Origin of the sequence: Flavobacterium stagni (assembly GCF_004122105.1) — a bacterium.
Taxonomy (GTDB): domain Bacteria; phylum Bacteroidota; class Bacteroidia; order Flavobacteriales; family Flavobacteriaceae; genus Flavobacterium; species Flavobacterium stagni.
In genome coordinates this window covers 379224-399144 of the sequence record NZ_SBKN01000001.1, presented here as the reverse complement: position 1 = coordinate 399144, position 19921 = coordinate 379224, and the positions used below count along the sequence as shown (strand labels likewise).

Sequence of the window (19921 nt, the reverse complement as noted above, 5' to 3'; positions counted from 1 at the left end):
ATAATTGTTTAGCATAAAATCTTTTTCAACGGATTTAACGAATTATTGACTCATGGCCATGCAAACTATACTGATTTTTGCGCCAGGAATCTTTAAGAGTTCCCGCGCGCACGCTTCAAGTGTTGAACCGGTTGTAATTACATCATCGACAAGAATAAAATGTTTGTCGTAGTGTTCTTCAGTGAATGTGACACCAAAAATAGACTGCACAATTTCAGTTCGACCCAAAATAGACTTTTTGGTTTGTGTTTTGGAATACAAATTTCGCACTAGCAAATCATCACAAAATGGAATCTCCAAACTCTCAGCGATAGCTTGGGCATAAGTGGTAACTTGATTGTAGCCACGTTCCCGAAATTTTTTAGGATGCAAAGGAACGGGGATAATAAAATCTGGATATGGCGATATAGAGCAATCTTTGAGAATAGCTCCGTGCCACATTCCTAGGGCGGTTCCAACGGACTCATTGCCTTTGTATTTTAATTGATGAATGAGTTCTTGCACCAAACTTTCTTTGTGAAAATACAGCAAGGCGGCTGCAAAAACAAGGGGAATCCGACCATAAAACTTTTGATGAATTTCATGTGCGGGTTCGCTATGGTGTAAGGTTGTAGGCAATTGATGACGGCACTGGGTACATAGCACAAATTCGTCTTGCAATAAAAAACCATGACAGGCGGCACAGCTCTCAGGATAGAACAGGCGGATAAGATTCGATAACATAGGCGTATAAATTAAAGTTTAAAGATAGAAAAAACCTTGTAAATCCTGCATTTTCAAAACCACTTTTTATATTTTTGCACCACTATGGCAAAACAAGAAGATATTTTCAAAAATGTGATTTCGCACGCAAAAGAGTACGGGTTTATTTTCCCTTCTAGCGAAATCTATGACGGATTAAGTGCCGTTTACGATTATGCTCAAAATGGAGCCGAATTAAAGAAGAATATTCGTGAATATTGGTGGAAAGCAATGGTGCAAATGCACGAAAACATTGTGGGAATTGATGCTGCGATTTTGATGCATCCCACCACATGGAAAGCTTCAGGTCACGTAGATGCTTTCAATGATCCGTTAATTGATAATAAAGATTCGAAAAAGCGTTTCCGTGCTGACGTGCTGATCGAAGATTACTGCGAAAAATTGCAGCAAAAAGCACAAAAAGAGATTGAAAAAGCCCGCGAACGATTCGGAGATGCGTTTGATGAAGCCCAATTTGTGGCGACAAATGGACGCGTTGTGGACTATTTATCTAAAAAGAAAACAATTCTTGAGCGCATGGCTAAATCGCTAGACAGTGGTGATTTAGAAGATGTAAAAGCCTTAATTGAAGAGTTAGAAATTGCGGATCCTGATACCGGTTCAAAAAATTGGACGGAAGTGCGCCAATTTAATTTGATGTTTGGTACCAAATTAGGAGCGGCAGCTGAAAACGCCATGGATTTGTATTTACGCCCTGAAACAGCACAAGGAATTTTTGTCAATTTCTTGAATGTACAAAAAACGGGTCGTATGAAAATCCCATTCGGAATTGCACAAACCGGAAAAGCGTTTCGTAACGAGATTGTAGCGCGTCAGTTTATTTTCCGTATGCGAGAATTTGAGCAAATGGAAATGCAATTCTTTGTGAAGCCAGGTGAAGAGATGAAATGGTATGAATACTGGAAAGAAACGCGTTTAAAATGGCACCAATCACTTGGATTAGGCGCTGAAAATTACCGTTTCCATGACCATGAGAAATTAGCGCACTATGCCAATGCGGCAGCCGATATCGAATTCAATTTCCCTTTTGGTTTCAAAGAATTGGAAGGAATTCACTCCCGTACTGATTTCGACTTAAAAGCTCACGAACAATATTCGGGTAAAAAATTACAGTATTTCGATACCGAAGAAAATAAAAACTATGTGCCGTATGTGGTAGAAACATCGGTAGGATTAGACCGTATGTTCTTAGCTGTTTTCTCTAAATCATTACAAGAAGAAACATTAGAAGACGGAAGTACGCGCACCGTATTGCGTTTACCTAGTGTTCTTGCGCCAACCAAAGCAGCGGTTTTACCTTTAGTGAAAAAAGACGGTTTGCCGGAATTAGCGCGAGAAATCGTGGAGGAATTAAAATGGGATTTCAATGTGTCTTATGATGAAAAAGACGCAGTAGGTCGAAGATACCGACGTCAAGATGCGTTAGGTACACCATTTTGTATTACCGTGGATCATCAAACCTTAGAGGATCAAACCGTAACACTTCGTCATCGCGACACTATGGTTCAAGATCGCGTTAAAATTGCGGATTTACGTGGAATTATAAACGCTGAAGTTTCGATGCGCAATTGGTTATTACGAACAAAATAATTGTAATCAAATATCAATAAAAAAAGCGACTTATAAAAAAGTCGCTTTTTTTATTCCTCTTCGCGAGGTGCGTTTATTTCTGAAAGTAAAAACTCCTTGACCTTGTCCCACGTTTTTGGGTTAAGCGAATAATAGATATTGTTCCCTTTTGATTTTCCTTTGATTAATCGTACCCGTTTTAATTCGGACAAATGTTTGGACACGGTAGATTGCGCTAAAGGCAGTACTTCAAGTATTTCTCCACAGGAAGAAGCGGGTGTCGTCATTAAATATTGTAATATTTTCAAACGGGCAGGATTCCCCATGGCCTTTAAAATATCGGCTAAATCATTGATTTTAAAAGAGAAACCTTGAGTTTTTGTAATTCCCATATTGCCAAGTATAAATATCGTTTTTCATTCTGTCAATAAGTGCATTCTTTGTGACTCATTGATCAATGTTTTTGCGCAAATTTAGGAAAAAAACAATTACATTTTTTGTTTATAAAGTTGTTCAAAAATAGTAATGACAAGGTCTAAGCCTTATTTTGAATTCGTACTATATTCATATATGTAAAATTAGATAGAATTACAATACCGAAAGTACAGCCTTTTCAGCCATTTTGTAAGATAAATACTAACACAGGTTGGTAGATAGTCGAGAATTTTCTCATTTGGTCAGAAAAGCTTGTCGTTGCTCGATTTTAGAATTGAAGAAATTGGGAACACGTAAAATTCCATCTAATTTAGACACCGCGAGCCCCCGCAAACGCTAGGATTTTTAATCCTTAACTATCAATGACTTAACCGTATTTTAAGTTAAAATGTACTAATGCTTTACCCAAAAAGTAAGGCAATTGAGAACGTTTACGTACGTCATTATCGACGATGATACCCATCGTGCCCAAAAAACCTTGGCAACCGCCGAGACATTCCCTTTTTTAACGTATTTGGGGAGTGCTGGAACGTTTGATGACGGAATTGATTTGGTATTAGAACAACAACCCCAGCTCCTTTTATTAGAAATTGACCCCGAAGATGCAACTTCAGGGTTATCCTTGCATTTCATCAGTGAATTGCATCGGTATTTAACCCAATTACCCAAAATAATTGTCACCACCAAAAACGACACTTTGTGTTTACAAGCCTTTAAATACGGTGTTTTCGATTATTTAATTCACCCTATTGAAGTCAAAGAATTGCGTAAAACATTTATGCGATTTGAAAAAGAAAATGGGATTGTATTATCAAAACCGGTTGCTTCTGCCGTGGTAACGCCACCAGTTTTAGTAGAAAAGCAGTCCATTGCTGTCGAAAATAATCCAGTTGATCATCTATTAGATGAAGAGAATGAGGAAGAGAATGACATTGTAGAAGAACAAGATATAGTTGATTCTACCACTGAAAATGAGGAAAATGCAACTGCTGTAGAAGTCGAAGTTGAAGATCAAGAGGCGATAGCGGTTAAAGCAGCTCAAGATGTACCCAAAGAATCGTCCGATTCCGTTATAGTTCAAGCAGGTAATGCAACTAAACCGCTAGTGATTTGTGTGAAATCCTATGGGGATTACCGGTATATCGATGCCGCAGAAATTTGTTATTTGCAAGCCGATAACAATTCAACCGACATTCACTTAAATACTGGTGAAATGATAACGGCTTTTAAAACTTTAAAACATTTTGAAGGTGTATTGACGCATCCATTTGTGCGAATTCATAACAGTTATATCGTAAATATCGACTATATCGGTCGCATTCACACGGGTAATTCTGTTTGTCATTTGAAAAATTCAACCGTGAAATTACCGTTCTCTAAATCCTATAAAGAGAATATAGATCAGATAATCAACAGTATAGCTTCTGGCAATTATTTGGAAATTTAATTTTTTTTCTTTTAAATTCGTTTAAAATTTACACGCCATGGATATACACGTTTTGATTATTGACGACCACATGCCCATTATTGAAGGGTACAAAACCATTCTTTCCAACAACCGTCTCGAGGCCAATTTAGTGGTTTCTGAAGCCTTGAGTGCCGAAAATGCATACCACATTCTAACCGATTCAGACAACGCCAACAAATTTGATGTCATTATTGTAGATTATACAATTCCTGCGTTTGAAGAGCTTCAAATTCAGAATGGTTTTGACTTGTTGCCCTTTATTCGCGCGAAGCAAACTCAGGCAAAAATCATGATTTTGACATCGCATTCCGAAGCCTTAATCTTGTATAAAGTGATTATGGAATCCCGTGCCGAAGCCATCATGATTAAAAGTGATTTTTCTTCCATCGAAATGCTTGAAGCCTTTGAAAACGTATATCGAGGAGGTAAATTTTATACCAAAACGGTATTGAAACTCAAAGAAGAATTGCTCCACAATTACCGAATCTTTGACGCAACCAATCGCGAATTGATTAAGTTGTTGGCAAAAGGCTATAAAACCAAAAATATCATGACCGAATTGAAACTCTCTAAAAGCGCTATTGATAAGCGAAAAGCACAAATCCGTGAGTTTTTTGAGATAGAAAAAGGAAACGATGAAGACATTATTCAATTGGCCAAGAAAAAGGGATATGTTTGATTTTTAACAAATTATACACTTTTTGTGTAGCAATTATGTCAATCGACTGCTCTAGTTTTGTAGTGTTGAAAGCCCCAAACTTCGGGAAACCGAGAATGAAGATGATGATGAAGTTGAAATCGAAAGCCTATTTATGCCATGTCTTTACACGTTCTTTTTTTAGTATGCGCCTTATATTTTTACAATGTACCTGTAGCACAGGAAAATGCTAACATCGAATCCGGGAAAATAATGTTTAGGCTTGTCTTTCAGTCGGATACCCTTTCCTTTTACTTTGATTCAGTAACCCATTGGGAGAGCGCATTGCGTGAAATGGAGTTCAACTATTCCGATTTTTATTTAGAAAATGATCGAAAGCGAAACGAACCTATTCCAAAGATACAATTGGGATTGTATTTATTGGGAACTAACACTGCAATGCCGAATGAGGTTGAGCAATGTTTGGGAACTGTTTTTTGTGATTTGGAATGTATCGAACAAGAAATCAATGCGTTGTGGGTTAATTATGCGAGAAACGTTCCTTAAAATTTAACAAAATGTACACTTTTTGTGTACCAATAGTTAAAATTAGTCGGGTAACTTTACGTTCTCTAAGCACACATTTCAAAAGGTATAAGCCGAACTTAAATTCAATATCTCCTGCCTCGGAATTTGTCACTTTCGTTAATTCTGTTGTATAAGCCCGGATTCTTTGTTTTTTCTACGCCTTTCCGAGCAGGAGATTTTTGAATTTTTATTTCTAATTTGGATTAATTAACTTGAGCGGAATAATCCGCTTTTTTTATTTGTAGTATGCGTTATTTACTCAGTCTTTTAGTGCTTTTATTGTTTGTTTCTTGTGAGGAAAAGGATAGTTATTCTGAACTATTAGGAATCATTAATTCTAATGAAAAATCGATAAACAATGTAAAACAAATAAAAAGTTTAATTATTAAGATTGACTCAGTCAAACAAGATAGTTCAAGAATAAGTTTGTTAAATAGTTTGTTAACTAAGACAAACAAATTTGATTACAAGCATATTTCATTTGAAATAATTAAAAAGATTGATAAAAGTTCTGTTGATAGATATGACAAAATTTATGCTAACTATCTTATTAATAAGGCATTATATTTTAGAAAAACTGAAAATTTGGACTCATCGTTTTTTTATTATAATGAGGCTAAGAAAAAGAATGAAAATATTAAAAACATAAAATTTCTTATATCATCATTATACGGAATGGCCGAATTAGAGTCTAAATTTAATAATTATGTTACCTCTGAAATTAAACTAAAAAGAGTAATAAATCTATCAACAATAAATAATAATTATAAATATTATTATATCTCATGTATAGCATTAGGAAATAACTATATGAGTAAGGGAGATTACTATTTATCCCTTTATTATCATAAAAAAGCTCATGAATATTATCTTAAAAACAAAGAAAAATTAGATTTTAATTTTTTACATAGAGAAGTATTTCTGAATAATATTGGAAATGTATATAAACATCTAACTAAATATGAAGTAGCAATTGATTTGTTTAATAAAGCCTTACGAAATAAAAGTGTGATAATTCAGAAAGATTATGAACTTTATGGTATTTTAATTTCCAATTTAGGTCACTGTTATCTTAATTTAAAAAATTATAATCAAGCAATTAAACATTTTAGAATAGCAGAAACTGTGTTTAGAAAGTTAAAAAACTATGAAGAATTGTCTTTAGTTTTAATTCAGCAATCAGAATTGTATAAAAAATTAAAAAACAAGAAGGTTTCTGACTTTAAAGGGGTTAACGCATTAAAGTATAGTAGATTGGCAAAAGCACTTAAATGTGAGTTGTTTATTTTGGAAAAACTAATACAATTAGAATATAATACAAAAGCAAATACAATTAATTACATAAACTTAAGAAACAAGATTGATAAGATTGAAGACAAATCAAGAAATATATTCTACAAAATCCAACTCGAAACGAACCAAATTACCCAAGCCAAAGAAAAGGCCGAAAACCAACGCAATCAAGTCGTTTGGGCTATCGGTATTCTCTTATTTGTTTCTGCCTTTTTGTTTATCATCTACCGCAACCGGTTAATGAACAGTAAAATGGAATTTCAACAGAAACACCAAAAAAGTAACGAACGCATTCACGAGTTAATCGTGCAAAATCAAGCGTTAGAAGTTGAGGTGCGCCAAAAAGAGCAACGCCGCATTGCCATGGAAATCCACGATGGCGTCTTAAATCAGTTGGCGAGCATCCGGTTTAAATTGTTTAAATTGGAACTCAATCAAGAAGCGCAAACTATTAAAGAAGCCCTTCAAAACGTTAACTCTATTCAGAATATTGAAGTGGAATTGCGCAATCTCACCCACGATTTACATGCCCAAAGTTCGAATGACCGCATATTATTAATCCCAATTATTCAACAATTGATCCATGTCCACCAAGAGATATACAATATCCAAATTGAATTGCAAAAAGACAATTGGGATTGGGAACAATTGTCGGCAGAGATCAAAATGGGATTTACCCGTATTATTCAAGAAGCCTTACATAATGTAGTCAAACACGCCAAAGCCACACAAGTACTTATCCAACTCCAGTATGAATCCAACAACATTATCTTACGCATCAAAGACAATGGACAAGGATTGGACTTTTCTTCCTCAACATCGGGTATTGGTTTGGCAAATATACATCTACGGGCAGAGCAAATTCAGTCAAAAGTGAAGATTACCAGTAAGCGGAATCAAGGTACAGAAATTCAAATCAATACTCCGGTATTTTCATAAGTAATTGAAAATCAATTAAATAAATAAAAATTGAATCGTTTTTAGCCTATTTTATAAAAAATAGTCATTCACCCAAATTTGGGCATCATCCACTCACAAATGACGTTCATCCACTTTATATAGAGAGAATCGTTGCAATCGCACTCAAGAGCTGTACTAGTTTTACACCGTGAAAAGCCCCCAAATGAAACCGGCTTTAAGCAGTGTGAAAAAGTCTAACAAAAACTAGTAAAGCATACAATTATGAAAAAGTCAGCAATTATCTCTGCATTATTTACAATGATGTTGGTATTAACATCTTTCAGTACTCCAACTGAGATTGGAGGTCGTGGTGAAGTAGGAACAGGAAGTTTTTCGATTGGCGGTCGTGGTGAAGTAGGAACAGGAAGTTTTTCGATTGGCGGTCGTGGTGAAGTAGGAACAGGAAGTTTTTCAATTGGCGGTCGTGGTGAAGTAGGAACGGGAAGTTTTTCAATTGGTGGCCGTGGTGAAGTAGGAACAGGAAGTTTTTCAATTGGTGGTCGTGGTGAAGTAGGAACAGGAAGTTAATTTCTTATTTAAATAATATATTTCTAAACCAGCATTTTATGCTGGTTTTTTTATTTTTGTAAAAAATACATAATTGAAAAAAATCATATTTGTCATATTTCTTATAACTTTTTCATTCTTGTTGTCATGTGATAATAAGGATGAGAAAAAAAACGTTCAAATAAAACATGAAAATGAGTTGAATCAATTTTATGGTAAAATAAACAATTCTAAATTCAGTTTAGAAGAAAAGTTGAAACTTAATGATAGTGCTGTAAGAACAATAACTAAAGAAATTAAAAAGACTGATTTAAAAAATTTAAACGATTTTATAAATGTATATTTTGATTTAGGAGCATGGGAAAAATATAAGGACACATCCCGAAAATTATTAATTTACTCATTAAAACATGAAGATAGTTTATATGTTGGATTGGCATTGAGATATATTGGTAATTATCACTATAATTTAAAAAATTTAGATAGTACATTTTATTATTATACGAGATCAGAAAAGCTATTTAATAAGTTAAAGGATAAAGAAAACAGCGCTGTTATTTTACTTAAAAAAGGTATTGTACAATTAGAAATAAATGATTTTTTAGGTTCTGATCTGTCTTTAAGGAAAGCATATAATCTTTTCAAAGATACTGATGAGTATCAAAAATTATATGCAACTTTGAATACATTAGGTTCTGTTTCTGTTGAATTAAAAGAATATAGTAGAGCAATTTATTACTACAACCAGGCATTAAGTGTAATAAAAAAAGGGAAATTAAATAATCATGAATGTCAAGAGTCTAATTGTTTAAATAATTTAGGATTATTATATAACGAATTAAAAGATTATAAAAAATCTATTTACTATTATAAACTTGCTTTAAAAGATGAAAACTTAATTAAAGAAAACCCTAGATTATACTCTATTATTATAGATAATTTAGCGTATTCAAAGTTGAAATCTAATCAATTATCTGATTTACCACAATTATTTTTTAAATCATTAGAAAAGAAAGATAAATTAAAAGATTTAAACTCTATAACAGTAGTGAACATTCATCTTTCAGAGTATTTTGCAAATATAAAAGACACTTTAAATGCAGTCTATTATTCAGATAAAGCAATCTCTTATGCAAAGAAATTAAACATTCCTTTATATAAAATTGCAGCATATAAACAAGCTTCAAATGTAAATAAAAGTAAGAGTTTAAATTACTCAGAATATTACATTAAATTAAATGACAGTCTTCAGATGATTGAAAGGACATCTAAAGACCGTTTTGCTAGAATCGAACTCGAAACAGAAGAAATCCTCCAGCAAAAAGACTCCCTCGAGCAAAAAAATCGTTCCATCCTTAATTACTTTATCGGGACCATCGCCATTGGGGCGTTGTTGTTTTTTATGCGTGCGCAACGTGCGAAGAGTCGGGAGCTCTTGTTGCGCCAAGCCCAACAGCGTGCCAATGAGGATATTTATAAACTCATCATCTCCCAACAAAATAAACTGGAAGAAGGCCGTGTGCTAGAAAAAACACGAATTGCCAAAGAACTCCACGACGGTGTCCTCGGTCGATTATTTGGGTTGCGCCTTAATTTGGACGGACTCAATCACCGGGATGATGATGCTGCCATTCAAGAACGAATTCGTTGCCTTGAAGAATTGAAAATTATCGAACAAGATCTTCGGGAAATCTCCCACGAATTGAGTCGTGAGAAATATGTGTTGGTCAACAACTTTGTGGCCATCGTCAATAACTTACTCGAAGAACAAGCCAAAATCAATCCCGCCAAACTCAACGCACTCATCGGGGAAAATGTCGATTGGGATTTACTTTCCAACACCACAAAGATTAATTTATACCGCATTCTACAAGAGTGTTTGCAGAACATAAATAAATATGCCAACGCAAAAAATATTAAAGTGGAGTTCCGTAAAGATAAAAAAGGTAACTTAGTACTCAACATTACCGACGACGGTGACGGATTTGAAGTCGATAAGAAAAGTAGGGGGATCGGACTCAAAAACATTGTGACGCGAACCCATGAAAGCGACGGAATTATCGAAATTAAATCAGCACCCGGTAAAGGAACCCGAATCAGTATTACGGTACCTTTAGAACACAAAAACATCAAACACTAACAAAAACCAAAACTAGAATCATGTCCCAAACTGTTAACATTTTAATCGTGGATGATCACCAGTTCATCATTCAAGGGTATAAAAATGTGATCAACCTATTCCCTGATAAATCCTTTACGTTTAATTTTATTGAGGCATCCGACTGTAAATCGGGTTATGATACGATTGTTAATGCTTCTCAACCGTTTGATATTGCTTTCCTAGATGTCAGTATGCCTGAATATCCCGAAAAAAATATCCATACCGGTGAAGATTTGGCGAAATTATTAATCGAAACCATGCCTTCCTGTAAGATTGCCTTGTTAACCATGCACTCGGAAAGTTTGAAAGTACAGTCCATTATCGAGGAAATCAACCCGGTTGGATTGGTTATTAAAAATGACTTGACTTTCGACAGTATGATTCTAGCGCTAACATCAATTATTCAAGGGGAAACGTATTACAGCGATTCAGTAATCAAGTTTTTGAACAACCAACAAAAAGAAAAAGTATACGTAGACGTCATCGACCGTCAAATTTTACATTACCTCAATAAAGGGATTAACTACGACGACATTCCGCTTTACATCACGATTTCCTCTAGCTCGGTGAAAACCCGAAAAGAAAACATGAAAGATTTGTTGGGCATCTCAGGTACCGACGACGCTACCTTAGTTGCTGTAGCCAAGGACCGTGGCATGTTGCTTTAATCCTGTTTTTCTTCCGTTAGCGCATTCCAGCCGCGGGCTTTTAATTCAATTTTAGTGTTGGCGCGTGTAACCATATGCATGCCTTCGTTGGCGGCTGTCATGTGTCCAATCACCGTCAAATTGGGGTTGCCTTTGATTTTGTCAAAGTCGGAAAGGTTAATGGTAAACAACAATTCATAGTCTTCGCCACCATTAATGGCTAAGGTTGTACTGTCAATATTAAATTCTTCGCAAGTGCTAATAAATTGCGGGTCAAGCGGCAGTTTGTCTTCAAATAAATTACATCCCGTTCCGCTGTTTTTACACAAATGAATCAACTCAGAAGAAAGTCCGTCGGAGATGTCAATCATCGCAGTGGGTTGCACTTCCAATTGCGCTAACAATCCTTTAATGTCGGTGCGTGCTTCAGGTTTTAACTGGCGCTCAATCAAATAGGTGTAATTATCCAAGTCGGGTTGGTTCAGCGGATTTACTTGAAATACTTGTTTCTCGCGTTCCAAAACTTGTAAGCCCATATAGGCCGAACCCAAATCGCCCGTCACCACAATTAAGTCGTTTTCTTGGGCACCGCTGCGGTACACCAATTCGTTTTCCTGGGCTACACCAATGGCGGTAATCGAAATAATCATTCCTTTCTGAGAAGAAGTCGTGTCACCACCGATAATATCCACATTATAGGTTTTGGCGGCTAAACGAATCCCTTCGTATAATTCTTCCAACGCCTCCACAGGGAACCGATTGGAAACGGCAATGGATACTGTAATTTGTGTCGGGGTTGCGTTCATCGCACAAATATCAGAGACATTCACCACCACGGCTTTGTATCCCAAATGCTTTAACGGCATATAGGATAAATCAAAATGAACACCTTCTACAAGTAAATCTGTTGAGACAACTGTTGAGGTGTTTTCAAAGCGTAAAACTGCCGCATCATCACCAATTCCTTTAAGGGTTGTGGGTTGATTAACTTCCACTTTTTCAGTAAGATGGGCAATTAATCCAAATTCGCCAAATTGCGATAAAGGGGTTCGTTGTGGCGCTTTGTCTTCTAACATGTTTTTTGAGTTTTATTTGGAACAAAGGTACGATAAGCACCCTGCATATCCAAGTTGCACATTAAGGGATTATGCGATTTGAAAATGGCTCGTGAATTCAGCCCCGATCGCAGCGGCATCCTGCGGCCGACCCATAAAGGGGAGGCCGCAGATACAGCGAAGAGCGGGTGATACTTTCCGAAGAAGCAGAGCCGTTTGCTGCCATAAAAAAAGTCCGGCCAAAACCGAACTTAATTTATAATGTATCATTTAAAATTTAGAATAGTTGCATATTAGTCATTCAACTTCAACACCGCCATAAAAGCCGATTGCGGAATTTCTACATTCCCTACCTGACGCATACGTTTCTTACCGGCTTTTTGTTTTTCCAACAATTTACGCTTACGCGAAATATCCCCTCCATAACATTTTGCTGTAACGTCTTTACGCAACGCTTTGATGGTTTCACGAGCGATGATTTTCGCACCAATTGCCGCTTGAATCGGAATATCAAACTGTTGTCTCGGGATCAATTCGCGCAATTTCTCACACATTTTCTTTCCAATATGGTACGCATTATCTTCGTGAATCAAGGCCGACAAAGCATCGACTGAATTCGCATTCAACAAAACATCCAAACGCACCAACTTCGACGTGCGCATGCCAATCGGGTGGTAGTCAAACGACGCATACCCTTTGGAAACGGTTTTTAAACGGTCGTAAAAGTCAAATACAATCTCTGCCAACGGCATGTCAAAGTTCAATTCCACACGCTCAGTAGTCAAATACGTTTGATTCGTAATAATGCCGCGTTTTTCAATACACAAACTCATGACGTTACCCACGAAATCGGATTTGGTGATGATGGTCGCTTTGATATATGGCTCCTCCACGCGCTCCAATTTGGACGGTTCGGGCAAGTCGGAGGGATTGTTTACAATAATCGGTGTTTCCGGTTCTTTTTTGGTATAGGCCAAATACGAAACGTTGGGAACCGTAGTAATTACGGTCATGTTGAACTCGCGCTCCAAACGCTCCTGGATAATTTCCAAGTGCAACATGCCCAAGAATCCACAACGGAAACCAAAGCCCAACGCGGCCGAACTTTCCGGTGAAAACACCAACGAGGCATCATTCAACTGCAATTTCTCCATGGAAGCGCGCAAGTCTTCATAATCTTCAGTATCAACGGGATAAATTCCGGCAAATACCATAGGTTTCACGTCTTCAAATCCGTGAATCATATTCGTAGTAGGCGTTTTGGCATCGGTAACCGTATCACCTACTTTTACTTCTTTAGCTTCTTTAATTCCCGAAATCAAATAGCCTACGTCGCCGCAGCTAATCACGTCTTTTGGGACTTGATTCAATTTTAAGGTTCCAATTTCATCGGCAAAATATTCGTTGCCCGTCGACATGAATTTGATTTTCTGACCTTTGCGAATTTCGCCATTTTTCACTCGGAAAATTACTTCGATTCCACGAAACGGATTGTACACCGAGTCAAAAATCAACGCTTGCAACGGTTCGTCTTTGTCACCTTTGGGTGCCGGAATACGGTCCACAATGGCTTCAAGAATTTTATCCACACCAAAACCGGTTTTCCCCGAAGCATGAATAATATCTTCCAATTTACAACCCAACAAGTCCACGATATCGTCGCTCACTTCTTCTGGATTGGCACTGGGTAAGTCTACTTTATTTAGAATTGGGATGATTTCCAAGTCGTTTTCCAACGCCAAATACAGGTTGGAAATCGTTTGGGCTTGAATACTTTGGGCTGCATCTACAATCAAAAGTGCGCCTTCACAAGCCGCAATCGAACGCGACACTTCATACGAAAAGTCCACGTGACCGGGCGTATCGATCAAGTTCAAGATATATTTTTCCCCTTTGTGGGTGTATTCCATTTGAATGGCGTGACTCTTAATGGTAATCCCACGTTCACGCTCCAAATCCATATTGTCCAACAATTGCGCTTGGGCTTCACGGGCAGTTACCGTTTGGGTTTGATCCAATAATCGGTCGGCCAGCGTACTTTTTCCGTGGTCAATGTGGGCAATAATGCAAAAATTACGAATGTTCTTCATCTTCAATAGTCCTTTTTTAGCGCTAAAATTTAAAATTTAGAATTCAAAATTTAGAATAATAAGAAGGGCGCTCTCGTCGTCCCTCCTCACCGGGCTTTCCGCAGTACACGCCTGCCTAACGGCTACGGCGGGGTACTTTGCTGCAATCCCTAGCGCAACATCGTGCAAATATAACGCAAAGTTTAGAATATCAAGAGGATTGCAAAGGATTACAAGCGTATATTTTTCGGCTTTTCTAACGGGTTTATCAATTGATTCACAAATGTTTAACTTCTTTTCAATTGATTTTCACTTTATTAATCCTAGAATAATCCTATTTTTGCACCCTGAAATACATGCATTATGGTCAAAATCGGAAACATTGAACTCCCGGATTTCCCGTTGTTACTCGCGCCTATGGAAGATGTGAGCGATCCGCCGTTCCGTCGTTTGTGTAAAGCCCACGGCGCCGATTTAATGTATTCAGAATTTATTTCTTCGGAAGGACTCATCCGCGACGCGATTAAAAGTCGGATGAAACTCGACATCTTCGATTACGAACGTCCTGTCGGTATCCAAATTTTTGGCGGTGATGAAGAAGCGATGGCGATGAGTGCCAAAATCGTAGAAACGGTCCAACCCGATTTGTTGGATATCAATTTTGGGTGTCCTGTAAAAAAAGTAGTGTGTAAAGGTGCTGGTGCTGGGGTGTTGAAAGATGTGGATTTGATGGTGCGCTTGACCAAAGCAGTGGTTAAAAGTACGTCATTGCCCGTAACCGTAAAAACCCGATTGGGTTGGGATGAGAACTCAATCAATATTGATGAAGTCGCCGAGCGTTTACAAGATGTCGGCATTCAAGCATTGACGGTTCACGGTCGTACCCGCGCACAAATGTATAAAGGACATTCGGATTGGTCGCACATTGCACGCGTCAAAAACAACCCGCGTATTCATATCCCGATATTCGGAAATGGCGATATTGATTCTCCCGAAAAAGCCTTGGAATACAAGCACAAATACGGTCTTGACGGCATTATGATTGGTCGCGCTGCGATTGGTTATCCGTGGATTTTCAACGAAATCAAACACTATTTTGCGACGGGCGAACATTTACCGGTGCCCACCATCAAAGATCGTGTGGAAGCTGCCCGTAATCATTTGTTGTGGTCCATGGAATGGAAAGGGGAGCGATTAGGCATTGTCGAAATGCGCCGCCATTACACCAATTATTTCAAAGGCATTCCGAATTTTAAAGAATACAAAACGCGATTGGTCACCACAGACGGTCGTGACGATTTGCTTCAAGTTTTTGAAGACATTACCGAAGCGTTTACGGGTTTGGTTATTTAATCCAGAATTTTTTTAGAAACGCGACTGCTGGCTATCCAACTGGAGATACCTCCCAAAGCGACCACGGTGGCAAATACCAAGAACAAGTTGCTCCAATGGAACTCAATCGGGTAAGCTAACGATTGGGTTATCATGATCAAGGCATACTTTTCTTGTAAATACACCAAAAGCGAACCCAAACCGAGTCCGACAATCCCCCCAAAAATACTCAACAAAGTGCCCTGCAATAAGAAGATGCGGCGCAGGTGTCTAACTTCGACACCCAGATTATACAGCGTTTTCAAGTTGCCTTTTTTATCCAAAATCATCATAATTAAAGCGCCGGCCAAACTAAATAGCGCCATTATGATGACCAAGGTAAAAATTAAATAGACGGCGATGTTTTCTGAATTCAACATCTTATATAAGGTCTCATTCAGTTGGGCTCTATTTTTAACGTCTATATTAGGTATGAGTTTTTTTAATTCACGGATAACGTGTTGCTCATCCGCATTGGGTTGTAGTTCAATTTCCAAGTGGGTGACTTGATGGGGTGGCAATTGCAATAATTCTTGCGCCATGCCCAAATTGGCAAACACATATTTGGAATCCAGTTCTTCATTGATGGCATAAATTCCGACGGGATACAACACAATATGCGAAAACGATTCTTCGGGATTCAAGCTTAAGTCGCCTGTCCCCGGTTTGGGCGCATAAACTTCAAAAGGATTGTTGTAGTCCATTAATCCCAATGAAAGTTTATTGGACATTCCATAACCAATCACTACTTGATACGTATCGGGCTGAAGCCACTGCCCAGAAAATAATTTTTGTGAAGCTTTAGAAACCGAATTAAATTGAGTATCTACTCCTTTTAAATACGAAAATTGGGATTTGCCATCAAATAAGAACAACACTCGTTTTTCAATGACTTTACTATAATGTGCAATGCCGTCTATTTTTTGAATTTTTTGTTCTTGTTGAGGAGGGATTGAAAAATATTCACCTTTTTTTGCGGCCACTTTCAAGTCGGGATCCAAGTCATTGGAAAAGGAAAGGCTAAACGTTCGTAAACCGCTAAAGACGGAGAGTACAACAAACAAAGCCATGGCGCCTACAATGATGCTCAACGAAGCAATACCCGTAATTATATTGATTGAGGTGTTTTTACTCAATGAAAATAAATACCGACGGGCGATGTAGAGCGAAATATTCACTTACGATTTTTTGCGTTTGGCTAAAAGTTCGCGGTTTTCAATCGGGTTCTCTTCTCCGGAAAGTGCGCGATCAATTTGTTCAATATATTCTAAGGAGTCGTCAATGTAAAAAATCAAATTGGGCACTTTGCGCAATTGCAATTTCACCCGTTGGGACAAATCGTGTTTGATTAAAGGAGTGTTGGAGCGAATGGCGGTTAAGAGTTCCGGACCTTTTTCAGCGGGAAAAACACTCAAGAACACTTTAGCAATCGATAGGTCAGTAGTTACATTAACTTTGGAAACGGAGATAATCAAATTGGTGATGCCATTTTTGCGCACCTCACCTTGTAAGATATCTACTAAATCTTTTTGCAATACACTGCCTATTTTTTTCTGTCTATTCGATTCCATGGGGCAAAAATACAACTTTAAATTGAATTTGAATTTTTACGGATTTGATAAAAATCAGATGAAGTTCCCTCTGCTATTTTTTATCTTTGTGGCAAACGAAATACGATGAAAAAAATTGAACATATTGGCATTGCTGTAAAATCCTTGAGTGAATCGAATAGTTTGTTTGAAAAATTGTTGGGTGTTCCTGCTTATAAAGAGGAAGAAGTGGCAAGTGAAGGCGTGAAAACTTCTTTTTTTATGAATGGGCCCAATAAGATTGAATTGCTTGAAGCAACCCGAGAGGATAGTCCGATCGCTAAGTTTATCGAAAAGAGAGGCGAAGGGATTCATCACATCGCTTTTGACGTAGAAGATATTCTATCGGAGATGGAACGACTCAAAAAAGAAGGATTTATTTTGTTAAATGAAGTGCCTAAACGTGGAGCGGATAATAAATTAGTCGCTTTTTTACACCCCAAGTCCACTCAAGGTGTGCTCATTGAGCTTTGTCAAGATGCAGGATAAATTCTTATGAATATATGGAGGTGAGTGTTTGCAGAATAGCAGAAATAGTAGTATTATTGCATCCTCAAAGCCGGTCCTATAGCTCAGTTGGTTAGAGCACCTGACTCATAATCAGGTGGTCCTTGGTTCGAGCCCAAGTGGGACCACAACAGAAAGACTCCAAATTTGGAGTCTTTTTTTTTACCTCTTGTAAACCAAAATTGATATTTTTACGTTTATATAAAAAAGTATGAGGAAAGTTTAACGAATTGTAAATAGTTAAACAATTGTCCCAAAATATGATATAAAAAATTTTGACAAAGAGTTTTTTTTTATACTTTTACGCCCTATGAAAATCGACCTAACGAAAGTATTGCTGCTAATGGTAGCGATTCTGAGTGGAAACGTAACGTTTGCTGCCCCGAATCCACCAGCCCCAATTCCCCCACCACCACCGGGTTTACCCGTAGATGAAGGAGTGGTGTTCTTGTTTGTGTCGTCACTTTTTTATGCATTTTATAAAATAAGTAAAATAAAAAAAGCTTCAAGTAATTCTTGAAGCTTTTGTTTTTTACAATTATCCTTTGTGTAAGCCATACAGTCGGGAAACATACTTTCCAACCACGTCAAATTCCAGGTTTATTTTGGTGCCGATTTCAAACGTATGAAAGTTAGTGTGTTCATAGGTGTAAGGAATAATGGCCACACTGAATTCGTTTTCTTTAGAATCTACAACGGTTAAGCTGGTGCCATTAACGGTTATTGAGCCTTTCTCTATGGTGATGTTGGATAAAGAAGTATCGTATTCAAATGTAAAATACCAACTGCCTTGCGCTTCTTTGATTTCCTTACATAATCCTATTTGATCCACATGTCCTTGAACAATATGTCCGTCCAAACGATCACCCAATTTCATAGCGCGCTCCAGATTCACTTTATCGCCCACTTTCCAATCCCCTAAATTGGTTTTTAAAAGTGTTTCTTGAATGGCGGTAACCGTATATTGATTGTCTTGAATAGCAACAACAGTCAAACAAACGCCGTTATGTGCAACACTTTGGTCAATTTTCAATTCTTGAGTTAAGGAGCTGGACACGGTAATGTGCAAGTTTTCTTGGTCTTTTTCCAATGCCGTGATTGTTCCTAGGGTTTCTATGATTCCTGTAAACATTTGTCGTTTTTATTTTCTAAATTTGCCCTTCAAAAGTACGCAATAAAAACCGACTTCAAAAGCGCATGAAAAAAGCAGAATCTATAATTGTTGGAATTTCCATCGGAGACCTAAACGGCATTGGCAGTGAAGTGGTGTTAAAGACCTTTGAGGATACACGAATGTTGGAGTTGTGTACGCCAGTGATTTTTGCCAATGTAAAAATTCTGTCTTTTATTAAGAAAACCATGAATTCTGAATTGCCATTGCATGGTATTGATCGCTTAGATCAGTTGGTGGTAGGCAAAGTGAATGTGTTGAATGTTTGGAAAGAAGCTGTTGATATTCAATTTGGTCAGTTGAGTGATGAAGTAGGAGCGTATGCGATTAAATCCTTTAAGGCCGCTACCGAAGCCTTGAAGAAGAATGAAATCGATGCTTTGGTAACAGCACCTATTAATAAGTATAACATTCAGTCGGAAGGATTTGCTTTCCCAGGTCATACCGATTATTTGGATAAAGAATTAAAAGGAGATGCGTTAATGCTGATGGTGCATGACCAATTGCGTGTGGGTTTAATGACCGATCATGTTCCTGTGAATGAAGTCTCAAAACACCTTACAGAAGCGCGTGTAATTCAGAAAATTGAAACCATTTACCATACATTAAAACAAGATTTTCGCATTAATCGCCCCAAAATTGCTGTGTTGGGTTTAAATCCACATGCGGGAGATAATGGCGTGATAGGAAAAGAAGATCAAGAGATTTTAAAACCCGCTATTAAAAAAATGTTTGACAAAGGCATTTTGGCTTTTGGGCCGTACTCTGCTGATGGTTTTTTTGGTTCGGGGCAACATGAAAAGTTTGATGCAGTAATAGCATCGTATCATGATCAAGGATTAATTCCGTTTAAAACCTTGTCTTTTGGACAAGGGGTGAATTATACGGCAGGTTTGGATAAAATTCGTACTTCACCTGATCATGGAACAGCCTTTGAAATTGCAGGAAAAAATCAAGCCGATGCTTCCTCTTTTAAAGAAGCAGTGTATAAGGCAATTGATATTTATGGAGCCCGTCAAGAGTTTCAAGAATGGTCGAAAAACCCATTGAAAATCAAAGAAAAACAATTGGAATCAAAAAAAGGGGCATAACCCTTTTGGATTTGAGATAAATTTATATCTTTGCACTCCCA

18 protein-coding genes and 1 tRNA gene are annotated in these 19921 nt (G+C 37.5%); 12 read left to right on the top strand and 7 right to left on the bottom strand.

Annotation, left to right across the window (positions count from 1 at the left end; genetic code table 11):
- Positions 1-42: 42 nt before the first annotated feature.
- The gene (locus EQG61_RS01755; protein WP_129460154.1) at positions 43-723 is read right to left on the bottom strand and encodes a ComF family protein; all 681 of its coding nucleotides are present in this window, start codon (positions 721-723) and stop codon (positions 43-45) included.
- Between the two features lie 84 nt (positions 724-807).
- Between EQG61_RS01755 and EQG61_RS01750 the strand changes: the two genes are divergently transcribed.
- Positions 808-2352, top strand: coding sequence for a glycine--tRNA ligase (locus EQG61_RS01750; protein ID WP_129460152.1), 1545 nt, complete (start codon positions 808-810; stop codon positions 2350-2352).
- A 50-nt stretch (positions 2353-2402) separates the two neighbouring features.
- Here EQG61_RS01750 and EQG61_RS01745 read toward each other — a convergent pair whose 3' ends face one another.
- A complete protein-coding gene (locus EQG61_RS01745) occupies positions 2403-2723 on the bottom strand; it encodes an ArsR/SmtB family transcription factor (protein ID WP_129460150.1) in 321 nt (106 codons plus the stop codon).
- A 464-nt stretch (positions 2724-3187) separates the two neighbouring features.
- On the opposite strand from EQG61_RS01745, the gene EQG61_RS01740 reads away from it, so the two are divergent.
- From EQG61_RS01740 to EQG61_RS01710, 7 genes are all read left to right on the top strand, one after another.
- A complete protein-coding gene (locus EQG61_RS01740; RefSeq protein ID WP_129460149.1) occupies positions 3188-4213 on the top strand; it encodes a LytR/AlgR family response regulator transcription factor in 1026 nt (341 codons plus the stop codon).
- A 37-nt stretch (positions 4214-4250) separates the two neighbouring features.
- Entirely contained in the window at positions 4251-4913 is a 663-nt protein-coding gene (locus tag EQG61_RS01735) for a response regulator (protein WP_129460148.1), read from the top strand.
- Positions 4914-5144: 231 nt separating this feature from the next.
- Positions 5145-5438, top strand: a complete 294-nt coding sequence (locus EQG61_RS01730; RefSeq protein WP_129460146.1) for a hypothetical protein — start codon at positions 5145-5147, stop codon at positions 5436-5438.
- Between the two features lie 267 nt (positions 5439-5705).
- Positions 5706-7691, top strand: coding sequence for an ATP-binding protein (locus EQG61_RS01725; protein WP_129460144.1), 1986 nt, complete (start codon positions 5706-5708; stop codon positions 7689-7691).
- Between the two features lie 243 nt (positions 7692-7934).
- The gene (locus EQG61_RS01720) at positions 7935-8240 is read left to right on the top strand and encodes a hypothetical protein (RefSeq protein WP_129460143.1); all 306 of its coding nucleotides are present in this window, start codon (positions 7935-7937) and stop codon (positions 8238-8240) included.
- A 73-nt stretch (positions 8241-8313) separates the two neighbouring features.
- A complete protein-coding gene (locus tag EQG61_RS01715; protein ID WP_129460142.1) occupies positions 8314-10359 on the top strand; it encodes an ATP-binding protein in 2046 nt (681 codons plus the stop codon).
- Positions 10360-10379: 20 nt separating this feature from the next.
- Positions 10380-11048, top strand: a complete 669-nt coding sequence (locus EQG61_RS01710; RefSeq protein WP_129460140.1) for a response regulator — start codon at positions 10380-10382, stop codon at positions 11046-11048.
- On the opposite strand, the gene thiL is transcribed toward EQG61_RS01710, so the two are convergent.
- Both thiL and lepA read right to left on the bottom strand, forming a co-directional pair.
- The gene (thiL, locus tag EQG61_RS01705; RefSeq protein ID WP_129460139.1) at positions 11045-12103 is read right to left on the bottom strand and encodes a thiamine-phosphate kinase; all 1059 of its coding nucleotides are present in this window, start codon (positions 12101-12103) and stop codon (positions 11045-11047) included. The genes EQG61_RS01710 and thiL overlap by 4 nt on opposite strands.
- A gap of 272 nt (positions 12104-12375) precedes the next feature.
- Positions 12376-14172 (bottom strand): translation elongation factor 4, encoded by a 1797-nt coding sequence (gene lepA / locus EQG61_RS01700; RefSeq protein WP_129460138.1) that lies wholly within the window; start codon positions 14170-14172, stop codon positions 12376-12378.
- A gap of 342 nt (positions 14173-14514) precedes the next feature.
- Between lepA and dusB the strand changes: the two genes are divergently transcribed.
- A complete protein-coding gene (gene dusB / locus EQG61_RS01695; RefSeq protein ID WP_129460137.1) occupies positions 14515-15504 on the top strand; it encodes a tRNA dihydrouridine synthase DusB in 990 nt (329 codons plus the stop codon).
- Here dusB and EQG61_RS01690 read toward each other — a convergent pair.
- Complete coding sequence (locus tag EQG61_RS01690) at positions 15501-16700, bottom strand: ABC transporter permease (RefSeq protein ID WP_164974870.1); 1200 nt, start codon at positions 16698-16700, stop codon at positions 15501-15503. The two genes, dusB and EQG61_RS01690, sit on opposite strands and share 4 nt — an antisense overlap.
- The gene (gene rbfA / locus EQG61_RS01685; protein WP_129460136.1) at positions 16701-17093 is read right to left on the bottom strand and encodes a 30S ribosome-binding factor RbfA; all 393 of its coding nucleotides are present in this window, start codon (positions 17091-17093) and stop codon (positions 16701-16703) included. It abuts the gene before it with no gap.
- A 105-nt stretch (positions 17094-17198) separates the two neighbouring features.
- On the opposite strand from rbfA, the gene mce reads away from it, so the two are divergent.
- Positions 17199-17600, top strand: a complete 402-nt coding sequence (mce, locus tag EQG61_RS01680) for a methylmalonyl-CoA epimerase (protein WP_129460135.1) — start codon at positions 17199-17201, stop codon at positions 17598-17600.
- A gap of 72 nt (positions 17601-17672) precedes the next feature.
- A tRNA-Ile gene (locus tag EQG61_RS01675) sits at positions 17673-17746 on the top strand.
- Positions 17747-18156: 410 nt separating this feature from the next.
- Here the strand turns inward: EQG61_RS01675 and EQG61_RS01670 are convergent.
- Complete coding sequence (locus tag EQG61_RS01670) at positions 18157-18750, bottom strand: riboflavin synthase (RefSeq protein WP_129460134.1); 594 nt, start codon at positions 18748-18750, stop codon at positions 18157-18159.
- Between the two features lie 65 nt (positions 18751-18815).
- Between EQG61_RS01670 and pdxA the strand changes: the two genes are divergently transcribed.
- Positions 18816-19880 carry a 4-hydroxythreonine-4-phosphate dehydrogenase PdxA gene (pdxA, locus tag EQG61_RS01665; RefSeq protein ID WP_129460133.1) on the top strand — a complete coding sequence of 355 codons (1065 nt, stop codon included), beginning with the start codon at positions 18816-18818 and terminating at the stop codon, positions 19878-19880.
- Positions 19881-19921 lie beyond the last annotated feature (41 nt).

Excerpts from the sequence above, each read along its gene's own strand:
- pdxA (WP_129460133.1), top strand. The coding sequence starts at position 18,816 with ATGAAAAAAGCAGAATCTATAATTGTTGGAATTTCCATCGGAGACCTA.
- EQG61_RS01735 (WP_129460148.1), top strand. The coding sequence starts at position 4,251 with ATGGATATACACGTTTTGATTATTGACGACCACATGCCCATTATTGAA.
- EQG61_RS01750 (WP_129460152.1), top strand. The coding sequence starts at position 808 with ATGGCAAAACAAGAAGATATTTTCAAAAATGTGATTTCGCACGCAAAA.
- EQG61_RS01755 (WP_129460154.1), bottom strand. The coding sequence starts at position 723 with ATGTTATCGAATCTTATCCGCCTGTTCTATCCTGAGAGCTGTGCCGCC.
- thiL (WP_129460139.1), bottom strand. The coding sequence starts at position 12,103 with ATGTTAGAAGACAAAGCGCCACAACGAACCCCTTTATCGCAATTTGGC.
- dusB (WP_129460137.1), top strand. The coding sequence starts at position 14,515 with ATGGTCAAAATCGGAAACATTGAACTCCCGGATTTCCCGTTGTTACTC.
- mce (WP_129460135.1), top strand. The coding sequence starts at position 17,199 with ATGAAAAAAATTGAACATATTGGCATTGCTGTAAAATCCTTGAGTGAA.
- lepA (WP_129460138.1), bottom strand. The coding sequence starts at position 14,172 with ATGAAGAACATTCGTAATTTTTGCATTATTGCCCACATTGACCACGGA.
- EQG61_RS01725 (WP_129460144.1), top strand. The coding sequence starts at position 5,706 with ATGCGTTATTTACTCAGTCTTTTAGTGCTTTTATTGTTTGTTTCTTGT.
- EQG61_RS01670 (WP_129460134.1), bottom strand. The coding sequence starts at position 18,750 with ATGTTTACAGGAATCATAGAAACCCTAGGAACAATCACGGCATTGGAA.
- EQG61_RS01730 (WP_129460146.1), top strand. The coding sequence starts at position 5,145 with ATGTTTAGGCTTGTCTTTCAGTCGGATACCCTTTCCTTTTACTTTGAT.
- rbfA (WP_129460136.1), bottom strand. The coding sequence starts at position 17,093 with ATGGAATCGAATAGACAGAAAAAAATAGGCAGTGTATTGCAAAAAGAT.
- EQG61_RS01720 (WP_129460143.1), top strand. The coding sequence starts at position 7,935 with ATGAAAAAGTCAGCAATTATCTCTGCATTATTTACAATGATGTTGGTA.
- EQG61_RS01710 (WP_129460140.1), top strand. The coding sequence starts at position 10,380 with ATGTCCCAAACTGTTAACATTTTAATCGTGGATGATCACCAGTTCATC.
- EQG61_RS01745 (WP_129460150.1), bottom strand. The coding sequence starts at position 2,723 with ATGGGAATTACAAAAACTCAAGGTTTCTCTTTTAAAATCAATGATTTA.